Source organism: Pigmentiphaga humi (genome assembly GCF_900606115.1).
GTDB classification, from domain to species: Bacteria; Pseudomonadota; Gammaproteobacteria; order Burkholderiales; family Burkholderiaceae_B; genus Pigmentiphaga; species Pigmentiphaga humi.
The window spans coordinates 138,213-158,441 of sequence record NZ_UWPJ01000039.1 but is presented as its reverse complement, the minus strand read 5'-3'; the positions used below and the strand labels follow the sequence as shown (position 1 = coordinate 158,441).

Sequence of the window (20,229 nt, the reverse complement as noted above, 5' to 3'; positions counted from 1 at the left end):
CTTGATGAAAGGATGGTATGCGCGCGACAGCATGCAAAAGCGCCCCGTTTTCCATTACTCGACATCAGCGAACATATCCTCGGCCTTGTCCAGCACCGCTTCTGTCAGGTTGGTGGCCTCGCTGGCGGCCCCACCGGCCACCATGTAGGTCGCGCCCTCCAGGAACACGAAACTCATGGCGTCAATCAAGTCGGGCGACTTGATGCCAGCCTTGCGCATGTCTTCCTTGCTCTGCATCACATAGCGCAGGCCGCCCGCCTCACTGAAGTAGTACGGCAGCCGGGAACCCTGGTCGATGATCTTCTCGACCAACTTCTTGGGAAGCCCCTGCGGGAGCACTACGCGCCCCTGGCGTATGGCATCGCGGAACCGCACCATGGCGCAGGCCCGCAGGTTGTAGAACCGCTGCTTGTATTCGTTCTTGAAACACGGCGCACCCCAGTTCACCCGCGTCACCGTCGCGCCGGAACGCTCGATCAGCTTGCAGACGGTCGCGCCCACGCCCCCGGCATCCACGTACAGGGCGGCGTTCGATAGCTTGCCCACCAGGTTGACCAGATCCCCGGCCAAGTCGATTTCGTTCTTGTCGTTGGAGCAAATCGGTATCTCGATGAACTCCACGCGCCGGGCGTCCGGGCCGTGGTCGGCATCACCAATTACTTTGGCGACAATCGCCACCGAGTCGTCGCGGTACTCGCCCAGGGCCACGTCAGACAGCACCACCAGGCCGAACGGCTCATCGTCTTGGATGATCTTGCGCGGCTTGAACCCTTCCTCGATGTCGGCGCGGGTCAGCAGGACGTTACTGCTGCTCTGCGCGAACAGGCCCAGAACCCGTATCTGGTATTCGACCGAATTACGCCCACCGGACTCGTTCGCCCGGTCAAGCAGCCACTTTGTCGTCACGAACGGCGACCGCTCGGAGCTGAAGCGCAGCGGCAGCCAGCTCCCGCCGTTCTTTATGCTCAACGTGTGGTGCGAGTCGTAAAACCGCCCAGCGCTCCGGGCGCCCTGCGACGCCATCAGCGTCCGGTTGCCCGGCTGGGTCTGGGTGCCGTCGATAACGTCGAAGTGGTCATCGCCGACACCGGCGGCTTCGTCAATGATGATGAGCTGCCAGTAGCGGTGCTTACCTGCTACCCCGATGGCCTCGCCCTTCTTCATGGCGATCTGGGTCACAAACCACTGATCGGCGTACCCGTTGACGTGGACGCGGGTCTTCGTGATGGTGAAGAAATCCAGTATCCAGGCATGCGGCCCGTTGCCGATAGCCACCCTGGCGTCCTGCATTTCCTTCCAGATACCATCAGCCACCTGCTGGATGAACGGCGCACCTATGTACGTGTTGCTGCCGATCTCCACCTTGCCCTCATAGAAGGCCAGCGGGAAGCACAGCAGGTGCCACAGGGCAATCCGGGCGAACGCCGCCGTCTTGCCGGTGCCGGTGCCGGACACCACGGACACCTTGGCGTTCGGCTCGGTGATTCCCTGGAACAGCGCCTCTTGGTCTTCGCTCGGCAGGAACCCCGTCACCTCAACTGCAAAGCGCAGCGGGTCGGCGTGGTAACGCTCCACGAAATCACCGTAGCGGGGATCTTCAAGCAGGTTCCGGTTTTTTCTACGGCGGGCCATTCCTACTCGCCCCCTCCCCGGCCATCCTCAAGCATGCCGCGCTCTTCCATGATTCGCGCCTGGCGCTCGCGGGCGGCCTGCATCTTCTCATCGAACACGCGGTACAGGTCTTCACTGGCAACCATGTTGATGTTGACCTCGGCTTCCTTGTCTTTGAACAGCCCCAGCGCGCGGGCAAGGTTGTCAGCTGCCTTCTCCTTGCTCATGGTCAGCACCTCGATGCCGTCACGGCCCACCTTCACGCCGGAGTACGCCAGACGGGCGGCAGGCGACAGGTGGCGTGTATCCGCGAACCAGACTTCTTCCACCCCCTCGCCGTGGCACTCTGGGCAATCCTCGGCGGGCGGCAGGCGCTTGTCGTACCACTCCCCTTCATATTCCGGGAAGTCGCCGATGTCGTCGTTCTGATCGGCCTTCAGGCGGCGTTGACGCTCCCGCTCGTGCTTCAGCCTGGCCCCTTCCAGTCCAGACGGCGTGTACTGGCGCTCATGGTTCTCGCCATGGCAGTACGGGCAGCACACCCGGCGCAGTTGCGAAAGCTCGTTGGCGTCCAGCTCGATGATGGCCGCCCACATCATCATCACCCCGTCCGCGTCTATGCCAAGACGGCGGGCGCGCACTGACGCCAGCGCCTGTATCGCATCCCTCACTGGAGTTTTTTGTAGGAGCTGGTAAGCAATCTCTGATGCGCTCTTCGGGCTGTACCCGGCCCTGATCGCGGCCTTGGTGCCATTCCAGTCCACCATGTATTCCCTGACGAAAACTTCCTGCATATCGGTCAGGTCTTCCAGCATCCCAAACTGGTCAGGGTCTTCCTCCAGGGCGTCCATGGTTGTCGTGGGCAAGGTTTCTATGGTTTTCGCCTTGTCCATGGTTTCGGAAACCTTATGGTTCTCGGAAACCTTGGAAACCTTGCTTGCCTGCTTGGTCGCTCTCTGGGTGCTGGTGGCCTTGGTGGCTGTCTTCTTCGCTGCTACCTTCTTTGCTGCCACCCTCTTGGTGGCTGGCTTGGCCTCTACCTTGGCTGGTGCCTCTGGCTTCTCTGCCGCTACCGCCCCTTCCGCCTTCGTCCATCCATCACGCAACGCCGTCTTGCGCACGGCTGGCCCCGACACGGGCAACTCCAGCTCGGCAATCAGCCATGCGTATCCGTCGCGTGAATCGTTCTCCCAGTGCTTTCGCGCCTTCGCCCACTCTTCGGGCGTCAGCTTTGGTTTTGCTGCCATACAATCAATCCTCATCCCACAGGGGCAGGCTTTGCTGTAGGGTATCGCTTGCGGCCATCTTGCATTCCATCCTGAACCGCTCCAGCTTGACCTTCACCCCCTTTGCCGCGCCGTTCGCCCGCCCGACGGAACTCATCAGCCGCGCGCCGCCGGGCATGTCCTCGAATCCTGGGTTCAGTTCAATGAACCGGGCCAGCGCCGCCGAAGCATCGCCCGTGGTTTCCAGCATCATCGCGGTGGACTCCCCCATGGCTTCGAGCTTGTCGTGTAATTTTTTCAGAGTCGCCACGTCACGCAGCCGCGCTTTTTCCATCGCCTCCCACAACCAGGCGGAAACCTCGCGCTCTTGCGTCATGCGCGCACCGACTTCCCAGTCATCGTTCACGCCGAAAAGAAAATCCACGGACACGTCGTACACCTTGGCGGCCCTCGTGATGAGCCACAGCGGTACGCTGTTGGTGTCCGTCGCCCCCTCCACCTTGGACAGCTTCGAGCTGTTGCTGTAGCCCAGACGCTTGGCCGCCGCGCTCTGCGACAGGTTGCACAGCTCTCTGGCCTGCCGCATCCGCGCTCCGATGGTTCTCACCGCTGCCGCCTGCTCCATGCGCGTGCTGGGTGCCGATTTTCTTTCTGCCATTCCTAAATCCTCTTTATCGACCAGCCGCCGCCATCCTTCTTTTCCGCCTTCTGGCACAGAAAAAAACGGAACGGGAACATGGATGCCGCCATCTTCAGCTTCAGCCAACCATCCTCACGAATGAAACCGCCCTTGGTTTCGTGGAACTCCAGGGCGCCATCAGCCGCCACAACCATGAAATCAGGCGTGTAGCGGGTGTTGTGCGCCAACTTGAGCGTGACAGCCTCGTACTGCCACGCCAGAACCGAACCGGCCAGGCGCTGGGCTTCCAGCATCCCGGCGTATTCGGCCTCTGTCTTGTTCATGGCCGGGTTTTCCGTGGGCGCCGTGTACGTGCAGGCCGCCTCCGGCTGGGCCTGGGGCAACGGTGCAGTCTCCGGCGCCGGATTGCGGCGCAGGTGGGCGGCCAACTGCTCTTCGCTCCATCGCAATGCGTTCGCCATCGTCACCCCCTGCACCCGTTGAGCCAGTCCAGCCTGGCAGCCTTCACGTTTTCAGCCGCCGGGCCGAACATCGGACACTGCCGGGGATACGTCGAACTCTCGAACGTGGCCGTGCTGGTGCTCTTGGAGCACAGACCGAAACCGAGACGCCCCATTTGCCCGGCGTCCTTCATTCGGCAGTGGGCGCAGTCGATACAGCGCACGGTGGTCGCTTCTACCTGCATTTCGCCCCCAGTCGCTCCACGACCATCGCCAGCAAGTCCAGCTCGGACAGCCCATAGGTGCGCTCGAAGGCGTTGGTTCCCAGGCCGTGCAGGCCGCTTTTGCCCGTATGGTGCTCTGGGCAAAGGCCCACGGTCAGGTAGTTGCTGGCGCGCTGGCTCATGCCCTGTCCCTCGCGTATGTGGTGAACCTGCGCCGGGGTCGCGCCCAGGCCCAGGTGATCGCACAGGATGCAGCCCAAGGCGGCCACGCGGCCCATGTGGCGCTTCTCGGCGGCAGTGGCGGCGCGGCTCATTGGTCAAACCTCAGCAGCTCTTCAATGACCTCTTCCACGTCCTCGACGCTGGCGTACCCAGCGGCCTTGAGCACCCGGCTCCAAACGACATTCAGCACCGCGTTGAACACTTCCTCGAACCGCTCTTCGCTCATGGACGAAAACCGCAGGCTCTCCGCCTCCAGGCGCACTTCGCCGCGCGCGTTGTAGACAGCCTTGTAGAACCCGGCCAGGATCGTCATGTCTTTGCGGAACCGCTCGAAGTCCTTGGCGACCGGCAGCCCTTTGTATTCCAGCGGCGTCAGCGGCTCCCACACGTCGTATGCCAGGCGGAACAGGGCCATGCCCTTGCGGTGAAACCGCACGTTGCGCGCGCGGCGCACACTTGCCTGGATGCCTTGGCCCAGCTTCAGCTTGTCAACCATTTCCCGCGCCTCGGCATCCACCGGCGCCAGCGCACCGCCAGGCGTTTTCACCAGCATGATGTCCATTACCGACCCTCCCGCTCTTCGCAGTCACGGGCCAAGGTCGCCAGGGCCAGCGCTGCGGCCAGGGAAGCCGCCGCCAGCGCCACCAGGCCGAACACCAGGAACATGCAAACACCAACCAGCAGAGCTTCCAGCATCACACCACCTCCTTACCGCGATGGCTTTCCCATCCGAACGCCACGAACTCGCCGCCGTCCTCGCGCAGCCGGTCGAACACGCGCTCGCCCAGGCAGCTCTTAACTTCGTCGGTCGTCAGGTTCGATAGGAACAGGGTCGGCTTCCGCTTCTCGTACCGCTCGTTCAGGATGTCGAACAGAATCAGGCGCTCGGCATCGCTGGCGAACTGCACCCCCACCTCGTCCAGAATCAGAAGGTCGGGGAACACCAGGGCCGCAATCGCCGCCGTTTCGCTCTCCGTGCTGTCGCGCCTCCAGGTGTCCTTTACCCTGCGAATGGCCCGCATAACGGTCTGGAACAGCGCGGTGTAACCGCTCTCCATGATCTGCATGCCCACGCCTACGGCCAGGTGAGTTTTGCCCGTGCCGGGGCGGCCAATAAACAGCGCGCAGCGGCCAGACGCCAGAACTTCATCGAACGTGTCGGCGTAATCCTGGGCAAAGGCCAGGGCGCGGCGCTGGTCGTCGTTCTTGGCGATAAACGTACCCAGGCGGCGATCAAGGAACCGCTCGGGGATACCCGCGCCGCCGATCTTGTTCTGCCACGCCATCACGCGCTTTGCCCGGTCGCGCGCCTCTTCCTCGCGGCGCCGCTCCTCCTTGTCGTTGGCTTCGCAGACGGGGCATTTCGTCCAGACGCGCCCGAAAACATGGCGGCTCTCGTACTCGCCGTGCTCGTCGCACATGGCGACTTGGGTTTGTGGTGTGCTGCCAGGCAGCAAGTCGGTCAGTGCTTTCACAGTCGGCCTCCAGTTCCGTAATTTCGATCTTCAAATCCGGCAAATCTGCCGCTTGCCGCTGGCTGGCGCGAACGGTCGCCGTCAGGCTGATCCAGCCATTTCGCCTTGAACCCGGCCCAGTTCGAGCTGGCCGCATGGGCGATTGCCTCCGCCAGCGTCATCCCGGCCTTCGCGGCCTCTCGTTTCACGATGTCCAGGGCGGTTTCGGTCAGCGGGGCTTTCTTCGCCCGACGGATCTTCAGCCAGTCCTCGGCGTGTTGCCGGTCAACGCCCTCGGCCACCAGCTCCCGGATGCCCAGGGCGCGTTTTGATTTTTCGTCATCAGCAGGGCCACTGGGCGGATTTTCAGGCGCATCAGGGCCGTCAGGGTTTCCAGGCTCATCGCCGCCAGGCGAATCCGAACCAGACACACCGGGCGCGGCAGCGCCTTGTTTTTCTTTCTCCTGTTCTTGTTCCTGTTCCTGTTCCTGTTCTTGGCTTCGATGGGGCTTGGAAGGGGCTTCGATGGGGCTTTGTTTTCCCCTGCATACGGACATGCAGAAAGCGTCCTTGTATTTCTCGTAAAACCGCACCAAATAAGGGTTATCGGGCAGTGATCCGTACTCGTTCTGCACCCCCTTTACACGCAAATCATTGGGTTTGAGTGCGTCCCCGATCTGGTACGAAGCCATTTCGATTACCCACACCACCTCCGAAGCCTCGTCATACTCACAAAACCCCGCTTCGATGGCCCTTTGAAGCCCCTTTGAAGCCCCTTCCAAGCCCAGTCCAGTTTCGTGCGCAATGAACATTTCGGGGCAGTAATACAGGCCCAGCATGTTGGCGTGTGGGCTGGTCAGCAGGTACATGGCGACGATCTGCGCCTCCACGCCCGCTGTCCGCAGCCGCTTGCCAGTGGCTCCAATCCAGAACTTCGGGCCGACCTTTGAGTAATCACGCATTGCTGCACTCCATCGGCGAATAGAAGCCAGGGGCATCCCTGAAACGCTGCGCAGCAGCCATCAGGTATTCCCGGCATCGTTCGGTGACAAGCCAGCGCCTGCCATTCAGCTCGGCGCCACGGCCCGTTGTGGCCCAGCCACCGAACGGGTCAACAATCAAATCTCCTGCTTCGGACAGGAATCGAACAAAGTGCTCCGCCAGCCTCACCGGCATCAGCGCCGGATGGGCTTGCAGGCCATTGGCAGAGGCGAAATCACGCGCGGGCTGCTGGTCAGGGCATCGGTGCGGGATGGTCAGCACGTTCCGGGCTATTGCGCCCTCGGTGTGCGCGCCAAAGCTGCCCTCTCGCAGCGTGTATGCGCCGCCGGTATTCCTCGTGTACCGCTTCACGCCGCCAGACCCAACGAAGCGCCGGTGCTTCTCCGTGTGCTCTTGCAGGCACCGGCGGTTGTCGGCCAGCACCAGCTCCGGGTCATTGGTGAACCACAGGACATGCTCGTATGCCGTGTTGTGATGCACTCGCTTGATGGACGCCCACTGGACGGGGCCAGGCGGCTTCGTCGGGTTGTGCCAGACAAAGCGCTCCATCAGGTGAAGCCCCAGGCTGTCGTGCAGCGCCAGCGTCAGCCGCTCGACGTACAGCGATCTTGCTGGGGAGCCGGGCATGAAAATATCGTTGCCGACGTTCAGAACAATGCTCCCGCCTGGTCGCAGGCTCTTTACGACCGGCTCCATGATCGGTAGCAGCCAGTCGATATAGGCAGTCTGGTCAACATTGCCGTATGCGCGCTGCTTTGCCAACGGGTACGGCGGCGACGTGAACGCGAGGGTTATCTCTTCCCCCAGGCCGCTGAAAACGTCTTCCGCACTTGCCCACAGGGCGCACCCCAAGTCCGTTGAAAAGGCCAGCAAGACGGAACGCTTGGGCGCGGGCGTCAGCTCTTTTTGCGCCTCCCCGCTCAACCTCCACGTTCCACGATCCACTCGCTCCAGGACACCCAGGTGCTTCAGCGTCTGCTGGTGCCAGCGCACCTTGCGCTCGAACAGGTTGCACTCTTTGCCCGACTTTCCAACAGGCGCACGGGAATCAAGAACGCTCTCAGGCAGGTCAAGCTGTAGCGCAAGCTGGCCGAACAGCTCACGATTCGTCAGGTGGTCGCGGCCAACGAACGGTGCCATGACCGCTTCAGCCGACAGGTGTTTGATTTGTTCCGTCATTCCCTGGCCTCCCGCAGCGGTACGAATGCACCCGCCAAGCCGCAGGAAGCCAGAGCGTCAGCGTTGGCCTTGCCGAACGCGACCAGAACGGACGGCGCGCCCGCATTGCTGACTGCCCGCCGCCCACCAGGAAGATGGAATTTGATTCGCCCGCGCAAGAACAGCAGCGCGTCGGCCTTGGGCCAGACGTGCTCGTGAAAGGACGCGGTTTCGGTACGGGCGAACACCAGGGCAATCGCATCGCCATGGGCTGCGCACCGCGCCAGCCATTCAGCCGCATGCGGGCCGTATGGCGGGTTGCACCAGACGCGGCCAGCCCATTCATGCGCCAAGCCGTCGTCGCGGATAGTGAGCTGCTGCTTTGCCGTGCGCCACGGCTGAAACTCGCTGGCGCAGGGGTCAAGGTCAAATTCACCAAGGGGGGCCAGAATCTCCGGCGGCGTCAGCCAGTCGTGCGTCGTCGCAACAGACCCGGCAGCACCCGTTTCAAACAACACATTCACGCTGTCTGCCCTCCATCGGTAGCCAAGGCAGGCACAGACAGTCCGCCGGTCAGCGCCCGCTGGGCCATTGACAGGGCGTGTCGCAGCTCTTGAATTTCGCCATCTTTCGACAGACGGTAGGACTGGCTTTCGGCAGCCGCACGAATGCTGCGCACGGAGGAATTGGCGGGCAGGCCCAAAGCCTGGGCCAGCTCCGCGCGTACTTTGTCGATTTCCGCCGCGTCGCGCTCCACCCGCTCCCTGATGCGCCGCTCATGCTCCCGAACCTCTTCGGTCATGCCGTCGGCGGCATCACAAAGGCGTTTTGTCTCCAGCGCGTACCGGCTTTCCGCATACCCCCTTTCCACAAGGATCTGGGAAACTTCGCTACCCAGCTTCTTCCCTACGGTGCGCCGCGCCATCCATTCGTCTGACAGGCCGGGGCGGCTTTCACGGATTAGCCGGTCAGCTTCACGACCCATGCCGTCAATGAACAGCTTGACCCACGCACTATGAGGCAGCGTTTCAATGGCCCGCAGCGTGGGTGCCTTCACCGTCCGCCAGCCATCTGCATTGCGCACAATCAGGCCGCAACCCTCCGGCAATGACGAACGCTCCACCAGGCCAGCGGGGGCAGCAAACACCACGCCCGCAGCGAACGGCAGGTATGTCTGCCACTTGCCAGCAGTAATGTCGCGCCGGTAGTCGGACTGCGACACCTTGACCTCATAGGCAATGGGTCGGAATTTTGTATAGGACGGTTCGATGCTGTAGACATCAGGGCGCGGCGAACCGACCGGGCCAAGCTGCATGTCAGTCCAGACAATACGCCCGGTTCTCTCGCGCAGGTGGCGCGCCAGGTCGAGCGCCAATTCATCGTGCGTCATTGGGCAGCCCTCCCCTGACGGCGCAGCAGGGTGTATTGCGCCACGCGGCACTCTTCACCCATACGGTTGGTGACGGAAACCAGCTCCTTGGTGATTTCGTGGCCCTGCTCTTTCAGGTCGTAGACCCGCGCGCCCAGGCGATAGATACCCAGCTCGCTCCACGCTTCCAGCGGCGTAATGGGGCCGCGCTTCAGGCGCGCCAGAAGTCGTTCGCACTGGCTCATAGGGCGCCCCCACGGATGGATTGCAGCAGTTCGCCGGTCGCCTTCATCAAGGCGGTCAGCAGTGGCTCCAGCGCGCGGCGGTCGTCGGCGCAGAAATAACCATCCTTTGCCCGCTCCGAACCGGCGGCCAGCGACTGGCTGGCCGAATTGACCAGCGCCATGAACAAGCGCACGGCGTCGGCTGGGTCGCGGTCGTCAAGCTCGAAGTCCATGGGAACCTGGCCGACCAGGCGCGCCAGCGCAAACACGGCGCGACGGGCCTGGGCCAGACTGATGATTTCAAGGATGACGCCGAAGCTGGGGGGCGGCGCGTCGTGGTCGGGATTGATGCCGTTGGCCAGCGTGTTCCCGTTCATGCCCATGCTTTCCGCAATGGCCCGGATACCGCCCGGAAACTCTTTGGCATCGGCTTGAAGCGCCAGGAAAAGCGCACGGTGAATTTGCTTGATTGGTCTACGCATGACGAACGGCCTTTAACTTTCGCCTACCAGCTTCCCGACTCGGGGCAGACAATGGAGGCATGGAAAAAATGATTGAAAAGAACAGCAGCTCAAACGTCGGTCGGGCCGATCTGTACCCGTTTTGCGTCTTGAGCGGACTCAGTAGGATGGTCATCGCCCTTGGGCGACGGCTTGGCGGGAGCCAGCGGCGGCGCCGATTGCAGCTCAACCTGTGGCCGCTTGCTCGTTGGCGACTCGTTCTCACACATGGGAGACTCCTTTATGGTTACCGACCTCTTGGGCCGCGATTTGCTTCGCCTCCCACGCCTCGAAAACTTCCCGTTTCGCCAGTCGCAGGTACATAAGACGCGCTTGCGGGATGCCTTCGTTGCGCCACTTGGAGACAGCTTGAGACGTGACTTGGCAGAGACGGGAAACCTCGACGGTTCCGCCAAGCTCATCAATCAGACGGGAGTGGGCTTCGTTTTTCATGCCTGCCATTGTAACTATAGTTACCATGAGAAAGCAAACCATAGTTTCAGCGTTCCGTGTAACCATGCTTACATGGAGTCGCTAGACAAACGAATACAACGATTACGAGAGTCCAGAGGGATGTCTCAACAGGCCGTTGCCGACAAGGTAGGGGTAAGCCGTGTCGCCGTCACAAAATGGGAAAGCGGCATGACGGCCAACCTCAAACTGGGCAATCTCTTGAGCTTGTGCGACCTATTCGGCGTGTCAGTTGAAGAGCTTGTGCGCGGTGTTGGCGCAGCCAAGCCTGGCGTCGAGCGCGAAGCCGCCAAGCCTGGCGCCATGGAGTCTGCGTGGAAAGCATACAGCGACGCCAGCGACGCAACCCGCGCCGTCGTTGATCTTGTGCTGCTGCCAAAAGAGGAACGAGATGGGCTAGAAAAACAAGCGCTCCTTTCTATCGAAATCCTCGAAGAAAGGGCCGCACAGCTCCTACGGGAGAGAAAAAAGACAAATGTTGCCTAAGCCAAAAGAACGTCCTCGGCTTGCGCTGGTATGGTCAAATGGTCAAAAAATTTTGCCATCCCAGTAACATTTCAATTCTTTTGAAAGAAAATAAATCACCAAAATGAAACGCATTTTCTGTGTCGTCGTCGCCGCCTGCTCAATCGTCTTTCTTTCTCCATTGAATGTTATGGCGCAGCAGTGCCATCGCGGATGGAACAACAGCATATCCAGAGATGACTTGAGGATGCTCGACTACAAGCAGATCCCTACGGTCGAAGCGTTCTGCCAAGCTCTACGAGCATCAAACTGGTGCGGCGAAGGGTGCGAAGAGTCGGCTGGACTAAGACGGCTCTTTGATGAGGCAAAAGCCGAGCGGGAAGCCCGCCAGGCCGAGCAAGAACAAAAGCAAGTCAGAGAAAAAGTCCAAGCCTCCGCACTGGCAATTCGAGAAGCCGAAATGCGTGCCAGAACCTCCGTACCGGAGAATTTGGGAGAGGCCGTCATTTACTACGAAGCCGAACATGGTGGCCAGCTTGCAAGCGCCCCCAAAATAAAGCCAGATGGGGGCATGTATTACATTCACGGAAAGATCAAGATGGCAGGGGAATCGCCAGAGTTTCTTGCTGCCTTATCATCGTCCAAAGACAATGAATTGCTCGCCAACGCACTACGGAGATCGCGCGGGCTTGGTGAAAGCACCGACTATTTTGCCGTTGTAATCCCGGATCAATTGCAAAACTACTACTTCGATAAAGCAAAGATTGAGGGCGGATTCGACCTGGTTGGACGATATATCTCAAACACGAAGTACACGACAGTATCAGGGCAAGAAAAATCCGCCCCGGTCTTTGAGGCCGTTTACTTCAAGGTATGGTAACAACGCCCCCCCACATAGGCGATAGACGACTGCGATGTAGCCCCCCCGCCGTCCTTTCGCTTCGAACAAGCCCGCCCTTTCCGGCGGGTTTTTTTTCGCCTTGAGGTAACCATAGTTGACAACTCTTTCTACGGTAACTATAGTTACGACTATCGCAGCACCGGGCAACACCCGGCAACGCACCTGCTCTTTAACAACGAATCCGCCGATGTTGCTCACCCTCCTACGTGGGTGTTCGTCCGGCACAAATAGCGCCGCCTGGGCATGGCCGGTCGGCGCGCGGTGTCTCTGCCGTACCCAGCCGCCAAAGCGCGTACACGGGCAAACAGAGTGAGGCGAAGACGGCCAAGACGAGAAACGGTTACGCCGGTTGGAATCCCGGCACCCCACCCAGGCCCGGCAACGGGCCTTATCCGAAACCGGATTGCCCAAACACCCCATCCCACCAAAACCAACAACCGCCCCGGCCAGCAAGCCGATGGAGATCCCCAATATGCGAGTGAATGTCTATAGCCAAGAGCTGACGGACGAAGTTTTACGCATCGAAAAGCCAAGCAACACCGGCATTACGTACAGCGCCGTCCAGTTCATCCTGCACAGCAGCGAACGACTACACCACCCGCCAGAAGACGACGACCGCAGCGCCGTCACATTCTGGCTCCCCAAGTCGGTAAAGCGCAGAGAGCGGCTGGCCCAGGCTTTCGAGGAAGCAGCCCGGCTTGTCCGCACCGCGCCCCGAGAAACCGGACTCGACTGAATCACCAACCGCCCCACCACCACAGGAACCACCCCCCCATGCTTATCACCATCGTCATTCTCATCATTGGCCTCATCGTCGGCTTTGTCGGCTACGTCCTGGCCGACTCGCTTCGCAGCTCAACACCAGGGCTTATCACCATCGCCGTCGGTGTCATCATCGCCATAGCCGGGCTGCTGGCCTACCCCTACACCAACGTCTGGCAGCGCTCGATGTCCGGCAAGGCCCAACTGGCCGAGGCCGAGTTCAACCGCCAGATCAAGGTGCGTGAAGCGGCGGCAATCAAGGATTCGGCCCAGGCGCTGGCCGACGCCGAAATCACCCGTGCGCTTGGCGTGGCCGAAGCAAACCGCATCGTGGCCGATGGTCTGGGCGGCCCCGAAGGCTACCTGCGCTACCTGCATATCGAAAGCCTGAAAGAAGCCCGCGCACAGGGCGCCCAGGTGATCTACGTTCCGACCGAAGCCGGTTTGCCGATCCTCGAAGCAAGCCGCCTCAAACCCCAGCAGTAACCCTCCCCACAAAGGAATCCACCCCATGAGCATTCAAGGAATCATCGTCGGCAAGAAGCTGACCGACTGGCAGCGCGTTGACGCCGACGGCAACAGCGTAGAAGTCGAGCCGGGCGCATTCGACGCGCTTTATGCGGGCATCAAGCCCGCGCTCTTTGACGATCAGCACATGATCGAGATCCCCGCCTACTACTACCGCTCCGCGACCATCGAGCACGGCGACAACGCCGGGAAGAAGGCAATCTGGTGCAGCCCCGAGCGGGAAGACGGCTTCAAGCTGCACCCTGCGTTCCGCCACCAGGGCGAAGACCTTGGCCGGTTCTGGTTGGGCGCGTACCAAGGCACCCCGGACGGCGACATGCTGGGCAGCCAGCCCGGACATATGCCGCTGACCAATATCGACTTCCCGACCATGCAGGCCCGCGCAGCCGCGCGCGGCGACGGCTGGATGCTGTGGAGCGCCCACCAGCTTGCGGCGGTGCAGATGCTGGCACTTATCGAGCTTGGCACCCCGGACGCCCAGGCCGCTATCGCCCGTGGCCATGTTGACGGCGGCGGCGTACAGCCGGTGGACGACCCCCGCGTAATGAGCGCTTCGTGGCGCGGCATTACCGGCCTCTGGGGAAATGTCTGGCAAATGCTGGACGGCCTGCGCACTGACAACGAAGGCCGCTACCTGGTCTGGGATGAAGACGGCAGCCGCGAGTATCGCAGCACCGGCGTCCAGGCTCCCGACAGCGGATGGTTCCGCCGCCGCTCGAACAAAAGCGGCGAAGGCTTCGACCTTGGCGCGATGTTTCTGCCGAAGAAAACCCACGACGACCGCGACAAGAGCGCGTTCGGTGACTACTTCTGGGCCTACCGCAACGCCGTGGCCTACCACGGCGGCGGTTGGGGCGTCGGCGGCGGCGCTGGCCTCTTCCCTCTCATCGTCTACGACGGCGCGGGGATCTCCGGCCCGTTCGTCGGTGGTCGTCTCGCAAAGGTGTAGTGCCTTTTGAGACTTGTGTCATGACCGGGAAGGCCCGCCGAGCGGGCCGCACCCAAACGCCCCGCCAGGGGCGTTTTCTTTTTTCAGACAAAGGAGCGCGATATGGGCGCCACGACATTGAAAAGTGCGGCATCCCCTGCCGCGCGTCCCGCCACCCGGCTTATCCCCTGCCAGGTGAACGTAACCACGGCATCCGGCGACCGCCATAGCTACACCGCCCTGCACCGCAGCACCTGCGGCGCGGCGATTGACGCTTTTGAGCGGTTCGGGTTCTGCAAAGTCAGCGTGAGGGCCGCGCGATGAAGAGAATCCGCAAGACGCTGAAGCTTTTTGCCGACTACCGGCACTACCGCCGGTGCGGCTATGGCCGCCGCCGTTCCTGGGGCTTGGCAAAGGTGACGCTATGAACCTGACATCCATGCCCGGCTTCGGCGACGAAGCAACATGGCCGCCATACAGCGGCCACCCCAACGACCCCAGGGCCGACGATGACGGCCCCAGCGACTCCGCCATTGGCGACCGCGCCGCCGAGCTGATGGAGACGCCCGGCTTTACGCCATTCGACCCGCAGAACCTATGCGAAGCCCTGTGCGAAGCCGACGACCAGGCGGTGACGCGCCTGGCCGACTTGCTGCGCGAGGGTGACACGGCAGCAGCGGGCCAAGCGCTGGAAAAGCTGACGCGCGATTACTGGGAAGCCGCCGCCCGCAGCGAAGCGGAACGGCAGATCAACAAAGAGGCAGAGAACCACCCCTGCGCAGGTTGCAGCAGTCGGCGCTGCTCAAGCTGCGATGCATGAGGAATCAACCATGAGCACCATCCCGATCATTGAAAATCGCACCACGATTGCAGATCACCCCGGCAGGAATGCCCTGTTTGCCGCGCTGGCCGTGGCCCAGGGCGCTTTCCCCGAAATCAAGAAGAACCGTCTGGTTCAAATCAGGCCGCGTGACAGCGCGCCGTACTCATTCCGCTACGCCGACCTGTCTGTCATGCGTGAATCGGTCAAGCAGCCGCTGGCGGACAACGGACTGTTCGTCATCCAACCCATCAACGACCTTGAGGGCCGGGTTCCAGAGGCCGTCATCGAGACGATTCTCGGACACAAAGACGGCGGAACAGTCACGTCACGCCTGAAAGTTGCGAACGACTTCCACGACCCCAAGGCGTTCGGCGCCGTCGTGACATACCTACGGCGCTATGCCTACGGCGCAATCCTGGGTCTCACGTCCGACGACGACTTGGACGAGGACGGCGCGCCTGTTCAGGATGCGCCAACCAAGGGCAAATCGAACGACGCGGCCCGCTCCAACAAACCCGCCACCCGCACGGAGCCAGGCGGACTCCCTGAATGCACCCCCGACACCTTCGCGCAGAAAACCGAAGGCTGGAAGCGGCTGGTCACGGCTGGAAAGCCGGTGGCCGACATGATCGCCATGATCGAAACCAAAACCCTGCTGACCGACGAGCAAAAAGCCGAAATCGCGTCCTGGGCAAAAACGGAGTAACACCAAATGAAGATCCACAATCTTGTCCAGGGTAGCCCGGAGTGGCAGGCATTCCGGCTGGAACACCACGGCGCCAGCGAAGCCGCCGCCATGCTGGGCCTGTCGAAAAAAACGACCCGCTCCGAGCTGCTGCGCATGAAGCACACCGGCACCCCCAAGGAGTTTTCGGACTGGGTGCAGGAGCACATCCTGGACTACGGCCACAAGGTCGAAGCCAAGGCCCGCCCGCTTGCGGAAGAAATCGCCGGTGACGACTTGTACCCGGTAACGTGCTCGAATGAAGACGAAGGCGGCCACCTGTCCGCGTCATGCGACGGTCTGACCCTGGACGGCGACACCGCCTTTGAGCACAAACAATGGAACGCCGCGCTGGCCGAATCGGTGGCCGCAGGCGTCCTGCCCGAAGAGCACATGCCGCAGTGCCAGCAAATCCTGCTCATCACCGGCGCGCGCCGGGTGATCTTCGTTGTGTCGGACGGCACTCCCGACAAGATGGAGTGGATGGAGGTCTTCCCAGACCCCGACTGGCAAGAACGAATCAAGGCGGGCTGGGCGCAGTTTGACCGCGACCTGGCAGGCTACGAGCTGCCCGAGGTCGTGCCGGTGCTGGTGGCCGAGCCGGTGCAGTCTCTGCCCGCAGTTTCGGTACGTGTGTCCGGCCAGATCGACGTGATCGACAACTTCAAAGTCTTCGAGCAAGCGTTGCAAGACTTCCTGGACAACAAGCTGATTCGCAAGCCGGAGAGCGACCAGGATTTCGTTGACCTCGACCGACAGATCAAGGCCATGAAGGAGGCCGAGGAAAAGCTCGACGCCGCCGAAGACATGATGCTGGCGCAGATCCAGAGCGTGGACGAGGCCAAGCGGCATAAAAACATGCTGGCGAAGCTGGTGCGCGACAACCGCCTGATCGCTGAACGCTTGCTGGAGGCCGAGAAAAAGCGCAGGCGCGAAGAGATTGTGCGCAACGCAGCGCAGGCATTCACCAGCTACGTTGCCGACCTGCAAAAAGGCATCCAGGGCGTCCGCATCGACGTTAGGGCGCCCGACTTCGCCGCCGCCATCAAAGGGCTGCGCACGTTCACGAGCATGCAGGACAAGCTCGACACCGCCCTGGCAAACGGCAAAATCGACGCCGACAAGATCGCCGCCGAAGTCCATGAAAAGCTGCTCTGGGTGGAAGAGAACGCATCGCAGCACCGCGCCCTGCTGGCCGACTTGCAGCAGCTCATCGCCAAGCCGCTGGAAGACTTCGCCCTGACGATCACCACCCGCATCGAGGCGCACGAAAAGGCCGAAGCCGACCGACTTGAAGAGCAGCGTGAACAAATCCGCAAGGAGCTTGAGCAAGAGGCGCAGCAGCTCCCGGCAGAAGCAAAGGCCAATACAGCTATCGAATCGCCCGCCGCCACAGTCATTGAAAACAACGGCCCGGCCAGCCTAGCGAGCCAGTCGCCCGCCTTTGTTGGCACCAGCACCTTCAGCGGCCTGCTGGATGAGCAGCCAACACCGGAGGCCGCTGACTCCGCGCCCACGCTCCGCCTGGGCCAGATCAATGAACGCCTGTCGCCCATCACGCTGACCGCTGACGGGCTGGCGAACATTGGCTTTGCGCATGCGGCCACCGAGAAGTCCGCAAAGCTCTATCACGAGAGCGATTTCCCCCGAATCTGCCAAGCCCTGATCGCGCGCCTCACGTCTGCTGCGCGCGCCCATGCAGCGCAGATCAACCAACCCCAAGAAAGGAGCCACGACATGGCACGTACCCCAGCAGCCGCTTTTGATGACGCAGCAACCTACCAGCACATCCCCATGGAGCCGGTGGAATCCAACAAGATCAAGGCTATCGGCTACGACGAAGCCACCCGCACCCTGGCCGTGACGTTCACACGCGGGAACGGCGCGATCTATCACTACCCGGACGTAGACCCGCAGACGCATGCCGACTTCATCGGGGCCGAATCCGTCGGCACCTACTTCGGCAAGCACCTGCAAAGCCTGCCGTTCAAGAAATACCACCCAGAAGAGGTAGCGGCGTAATGGACGGCCAGCATCACGGCAGCCCCCCGGCCAGCCCGGCGCTGGCCGGGCAAAATCCCGCCATTCGTTTTTGCCCGTCATGCGGAGGCATCGAATCAATCACATTGGATGATGCGGACACTAGGCCGATTGTTGCCTCCTTAAAAGCAGCGATAGAAGAAGCGTGTCGCATAAAAGATTTCCCCAAGCTGCGCCCCATTCCGGCGATTGAAAAAAGCCAGGAAGTTGGCGCGGAGGCGGCCCTAACCCAAATTTCCGCCGTCATTCAAAGACATCAGGCAGAAGGCGGAATCAGCACACGCGAAGCCATGAGCGAAATCATCGCCATTGTCGAATCCACCCCTATGCAGATCAACACGGGCCACGCCGAATAGGCCCAACAAAAGGAATTCATCATGTGGTTCAAAAACCTAAGAATCTTCCGGCTTTCACCCTCCTGGAGCCTGGACGCCACTGCCCTTGAGGATGCTCTGGGGGCAACGGCGTTTCGCCCTGGCGGTGCAACTGAAATGACGGCAATGGGCTGGGTTCCACCTCGCCCTGAATCCGGCCTGGTGCATGCCATCGACGGCAACTACCTGCTGACGCTGCGCGTGGAGTCGAAGATTCTGCCAACGACCGTCATCAACCAATTCACCGCCGCCCGCGCCAAAGAGGTCGAAGAGCAGCAAGGCTACCGGCCTGGCCGCAGGCAGATGAAGGAAATCAAGGAGCAGATCACCGATGAGCTGCTTCCCAAGGCATTCAGCCAGTACCGCGACACCCGCGTGTGGATTGACATCAAGAACCGCTGGCTGGTGATCGACACGGCCACGGCAGCAAAGAGCGATGAGGTAATGGGCGCTCTTGCCAAGGCGCTTGACCCCTTCCCCGCCATGCCGCTCTACACCGAGGTGTCACCGGCGGCAGCCATGTCCAACTGGCTTATCAGCGATGAACCGCCAGCCAACTTCACCATCGACAGCGACACCGAGCTGCGCTCCACGTCAGAAAGCGGCGGCGCGGTGCGATATGTCCGCGAAACCGTGGAGCTGGACGACGCCCGGCGCCACGTCGAAGCCGGTAAGCAATGCACCCGCATGGCGCTGACCTGGGCGGATAAGGTTTCTTTCATGCTCACCGACGGCATGGAGCTGAAGCGCATTGTGCCGCTGGACGTGCTGCAAGAGGGCCGCGCCCCTGCCGAAGACGAAACCGAGCAATTCGATTCCGATTTCACCCTGATGAGCGGCGAGCTTTCCCGGCTGATTGATGACCTGGTGGAAGGGCTTGGAGGTGAACGCCATGCGGAGTAGCAGACTGACAGAATCTTATGTGGCACTACACGCCGCCCAGCAGTCGCTGAAGAGCCTGGATAACGAATACAACGCCAACCGCACCGCCATTCGGGAACGAATCTCCAAGATCAGGCAGTCCATAAACGAGTCTGTCTCTGGCCTTGATAGCGACCAGATTGCCCTGGCAGAAACCGTGTTGCGCGTTCATGGCAGCTACGCCAGCGCCGGGGAGGATCGCGCCAGCGCCCTGCATGATGCCATCAAGGAATTATCCCTGCACGGCGGCGGCAAACTGTGGGAACAGCACTTCAGCACGAAGAGCTACGACCGCTGGCACGGTCAACGATCAGACCATGGCTACGGCTACGGCCCGAAGCATGGCTCCTTGATTTTCTCCATTGGCCTACTGGACGAAACCCGCAACCGCGACCCTCAGATATTGATGCCGGAAGAGGTGGAAGCCGCCGTCTACTACCTGACGCACTTGAGCCGAATTCAGGACGCCAAGCAACAAGCCGCCCTGTCCGGCGCTGAAGCATGACAGCGGCCATCATCAACCTTTCCCACGAAGCCCTGGAGCGATGGAAGAAAGAGCACACCGAGCTGGTGGAGCAATTGACCATCGCCGCACTGGAAGACGGCCAGTGCGGGCGCGCGCTGGGGCATCACCCCGTCACCGAGTCCGCCGAGCGTGATGTCCTGGAACACATGAACCAATTGAGGTCGAAATGACAGAAGAAAGCAAAACACCAGCCGCCGACAGCCCCACCAAGGGCATGACGCTGGCGCAGCGCGTGGCCCACGTCGGCGGCAGAATCAACGCCCAGGGCTACGTGGAGTTCGGCAGCGAAATGGCCGTTGATGCCTTGATTCAGCAGATCCTGCGCGACCGAAGTCACGCGCTTGAGAACGAAGTAGCCAGACTCAAGAGCGTTGGCAACGACCTGGGCAAGATCATCCACGACATGGTGGTAGCCAACCAGGCAGCATGGATTGAGTGGCAGCACGGACGGGGTGCTGATGCGGCCATGGTCTGGATTCAAAACGGCCTATTCGGCCCCGGCCACATCCCTGACGAGGATGAGCCGTATGGAAAAGAGGCGCAAGCATGGTTTGACGCCAACCGCGCCGACCCATTCCCTGTCTGCTTCTGCGGTCGCCCATCACACCATCTATGGATGGGCCAAGGCTTTTGCTCCGAAGCTCACTACCGACAGGCGAAGGCGGAGCACGACGCCAAGAACAAGGATGATTGACC

At 61.4% G+C, this 20,229-nt stretch carries 27 protein-coding genes; 13 read left to right on the top strand and 14 right to left on the bottom strand.

Going from position 1 to position 20,229, the window contains the following annotated elements:
- Positions 1 to 54 precede the first annotated feature (54 nt).
- From PIGHUM_RS22455 to PIGHUM_RS22395, 14 genes are all read right to left on the bottom strand, one after another.
- Entirely contained in the window at positions 55 to 1,632 is a 1,578-nt protein-coding gene (locus PIGHUM_RS22455; protein WP_124081936.1) for a hypothetical protein, read from the bottom strand.
- A 2-nt stretch (positions 1,633 to 1,634) separates the two neighbouring features.
- On the bottom strand, positions 1,635 to 2,858 hold the full coding sequence (locus PIGHUM_RS22450) for a terminase small subunit (protein WP_124081935.1): 1,224 nt from the start codon (positions 2,856 to 2,858) through the stop codon (positions 1,635 to 1,637).
- A gap of 4 nt (positions 2,859 to 2,862) precedes the next feature.
- On the bottom strand, positions 2,863 to 3,495 hold the full coding sequence (locus PIGHUM_RS22445; protein ID WP_124081934.1) for a helix-turn-helix domain-containing protein: 633 nt from the start codon (positions 3,493 to 3,495) through the stop codon (positions 2,863 to 2,865).
- Between the two features lie 2 nt (positions 3,496 to 3,497).
- Positions 3,498 to 3,938: a hypothetical protein gene (locus tag PIGHUM_RS22440; RefSeq protein WP_222929316.1), complete on the bottom strand. Its 441-nt coding sequence runs from the start codon at positions 3,936 to 3,938 to the stop codon at positions 3,498 to 3,500.
- Between the two features lie 214 nt (positions 3,939 to 4,152).
- Positions 4,153 to 4,455 (bottom strand): Ref family recombination enhancement nuclease, encoded by a 303-nt coding sequence (locus tag PIGHUM_RS22435; RefSeq protein WP_124081933.1) that lies wholly within the window; start codon positions 4,453 to 4,455, stop codon positions 4,153 to 4,155.
- Positions 4,452 to 4,925: a DUF1367 family protein gene (locus PIGHUM_RS22430; protein ID WP_124081932.1), complete on the bottom strand. Its 474-nt coding sequence runs from the start codon at positions 4,923 to 4,925 to the stop codon at positions 4,452 to 4,454. The genes PIGHUM_RS22435 and PIGHUM_RS22430 overlap by 4 nt, the downstream gene beginning before the upstream one ends.
- A complete protein-coding gene (locus tag PIGHUM_RS23975; RefSeq protein WP_160142394.1) occupies positions 4,925 to 5,062 on the bottom strand; it encodes a hypothetical protein in 138 nt (45 codons plus the stop codon). The genes PIGHUM_RS22430 and PIGHUM_RS23975 overlap by 1 nt, the downstream gene beginning before the upstream one ends.
- Positions 5,059 to 5,838 carry an ATP-binding protein gene (locus tag PIGHUM_RS22425; RefSeq protein WP_124081931.1) on the bottom strand — a complete coding sequence of 260 codons (780 nt, stop codon included), beginning with the start codon at positions 5,836 to 5,838 and terminating at the stop codon, positions 5,059 to 5,061. The genes PIGHUM_RS23975 and PIGHUM_RS22425 overlap by 4 nt, the downstream gene beginning before the upstream one ends.
- Positions 5,835 to 6,779, bottom strand: a complete 945-nt coding sequence (locus PIGHUM_RS22420; protein ID WP_124081930.1) for a hypothetical protein — start codon at positions 6,777 to 6,779, stop codon at positions 5,835 to 5,837. Before PIGHUM_RS22420 ends, PIGHUM_RS22425 begins: the two co-directional genes overlap by 4 nt.
- Positions 6,772 to 7,998, bottom strand: a complete 1,227-nt coding sequence (locus PIGHUM_RS22415; protein ID WP_124081929.1) for a site-specific DNA-methyltransferase — start codon at positions 7,996 to 7,998, stop codon at positions 6,772 to 6,774. The genes PIGHUM_RS22420 and PIGHUM_RS22415 overlap by 8 nt, the downstream gene beginning before the upstream one ends.
- Positions 7,995 to 8,501 (bottom strand): phage N-6-adenine-methyltransferase, encoded by a 507-nt coding sequence (locus PIGHUM_RS22410; protein ID WP_242633048.1) that lies wholly within the window; start codon positions 8,499 to 8,501, stop codon positions 7,995 to 7,997. The genes PIGHUM_RS22415 and PIGHUM_RS22410 overlap by 4 nt, the downstream gene beginning before the upstream one ends.
- Positions 8,498 to 9,367, bottom strand: a complete 870-nt coding sequence (locus PIGHUM_RS22405) for a hypothetical protein (RefSeq protein ID WP_124081928.1) — start codon at positions 9,365 to 9,367, stop codon at positions 8,498 to 8,500. The genes PIGHUM_RS22410 and PIGHUM_RS22405 overlap by 4 nt, the downstream gene beginning before the upstream one ends.
- Positions 9,364 to 9,591 carry a helix-turn-helix domain-containing protein gene (locus PIGHUM_RS22400; RefSeq protein ID WP_124081927.1) on the bottom strand — a complete coding sequence of 76 codons (228 nt, stop codon included), beginning with the start codon at positions 9,589 to 9,591 and terminating at the stop codon, positions 9,364 to 9,366. The genes PIGHUM_RS22405 and PIGHUM_RS22400 overlap by 4 nt, the downstream gene beginning before the upstream one ends.
- The gene (locus tag PIGHUM_RS22395) at positions 9,588 to 10,052 is read right to left on the bottom strand and encodes a phage regulatory CII family protein (RefSeq protein ID WP_124081926.1); all 465 of its coding nucleotides are present in this window, start codon (positions 10,050 to 10,052) and stop codon (positions 9,588 to 9,590) included. Before PIGHUM_RS22395 ends, PIGHUM_RS22400 begins: the two co-directional genes overlap by 4 nt.
- A 261-nt stretch (positions 10,053 to 10,313) precedes the next feature.
- On the opposite strand from PIGHUM_RS22395, the gene PIGHUM_RS23970 reads away from it, so the two are divergent.
- From PIGHUM_RS23970 to PIGHUM_RS22315, 13 genes are all read left to right on the top strand, one after another.
- A complete protein-coding gene (locus PIGHUM_RS23970; RefSeq protein WP_160142393.1) occupies positions 10,314 to 11,027 on the top strand; it encodes a helix-turn-helix domain-containing protein in 714 nt (237 codons plus the stop codon).
- Between the two features lie 103 nt (positions 11,028 to 11,130).
- Positions 11,131 to 11,886 (top strand): hypothetical protein, encoded by a 756-nt coding sequence (locus PIGHUM_RS22380; protein ID WP_124081923.1) that lies wholly within the window; start codon positions 11,131 to 11,133, stop codon positions 11,884 to 11,886.
- Between the two features lie 424 nt (positions 11,887 to 12,310).
- Positions 12,311 to 12,643, top strand: a complete 333-nt coding sequence (locus tag PIGHUM_RS22375) for a hypothetical protein (protein ID WP_222929314.1) — start codon at positions 12,311 to 12,313, stop codon at positions 12,641 to 12,643.
- Positions 12,644 to 12,681: 38 nt separating this feature from the next.
- Positions 12,682 to 13,155: an SPFH domain-containing protein gene (locus PIGHUM_RS22370; protein ID WP_222929313.1), complete on the top strand. Its 474-nt coding sequence runs from the start codon at positions 12,682 to 12,684 to the stop codon at positions 13,153 to 13,155.
- A gap of 25 nt (positions 13,156 to 13,180) precedes the next feature.
- The gene (locus PIGHUM_RS22365; RefSeq protein WP_124081922.1) at positions 13,181 to 14,146 is read left to right on the top strand and encodes a hypothetical protein; all 966 of its coding nucleotides are present in this window, start codon (positions 13,181 to 13,183) and stop codon (positions 14,144 to 14,146) included.
- Positions 14,147 to 14,549: 403 nt separating this feature from the next.
- Positions 14,550 to 14,945, top strand: coding sequence for a hypothetical protein (locus PIGHUM_RS22360; protein ID WP_124081921.1), 396 nt, complete (start codon positions 14,550 to 14,552; stop codon positions 14,943 to 14,945).
- A gap of 10 nt (positions 14,946 to 14,955) precedes the next feature.
- Positions 14,956 to 15,654 (top strand): ERF family protein, encoded by a 699-nt coding sequence (locus tag PIGHUM_RS22355; RefSeq protein ID WP_160142392.1) that lies wholly within the window; start codon positions 14,956 to 14,958, stop codon positions 15,652 to 15,654.
- Between the two features lie 6 nt (positions 15,655 to 15,660).
- Complete coding sequence (locus PIGHUM_RS24040; protein WP_187697817.1) at positions 15,661 to 17,694, top strand: KTSC domain-containing protein; 2,034 nt, start codon at positions 15,661 to 15,663, stop codon at positions 17,692 to 17,694.
- Entirely contained in the window at positions 17,694 to 18,068 is a 375-nt protein-coding gene (locus PIGHUM_RS22335) for a hypothetical protein (RefSeq protein ID WP_124081920.1), read from the top strand. The genes PIGHUM_RS24040 and PIGHUM_RS22335 overlap by 1 nt, the downstream gene beginning before the upstream one ends.
- Before the next feature lie 21 nt (positions 18,069 to 18,089).
- Positions 18,090 to 18,989, top strand: a complete 900-nt coding sequence (locus PIGHUM_RS22330; protein ID WP_124081919.1) for a recombination-associated protein RdgC — start codon at positions 18,090 to 18,092, stop codon at positions 18,987 to 18,989.
- Between the two features lie 19 nt (positions 18,990 to 19,008).
- The gene (locus tag PIGHUM_RS22325) at positions 19,009 to 19,512 is read left to right on the top strand and encodes a hypothetical protein (protein WP_124081918.1); all 504 of its coding nucleotides are present in this window, start codon (positions 19,009 to 19,011) and stop codon (positions 19,510 to 19,512) included.
- Positions 19,509 to 19,703, top strand: a complete 195-nt coding sequence (locus PIGHUM_RS22320) for a hypothetical protein (RefSeq protein WP_116802370.1) — start codon at positions 19,509 to 19,511, stop codon at positions 19,701 to 19,703. The genes PIGHUM_RS22325 and PIGHUM_RS22320 overlap by 4 nt, the downstream gene beginning before the upstream one ends.
- Complete coding sequence (locus PIGHUM_RS22315; protein WP_116802369.1) at positions 19,700 to 20,227, top strand: hypothetical protein; 528 nt, start codon at positions 19,700 to 19,702, stop codon at positions 20,225 to 20,227. Before PIGHUM_RS22320 ends, PIGHUM_RS22315 begins: the two co-directional genes overlap by 4 nt.
- Positions 20,228 to 20,229: the final 2 nt, after the last annotated feature.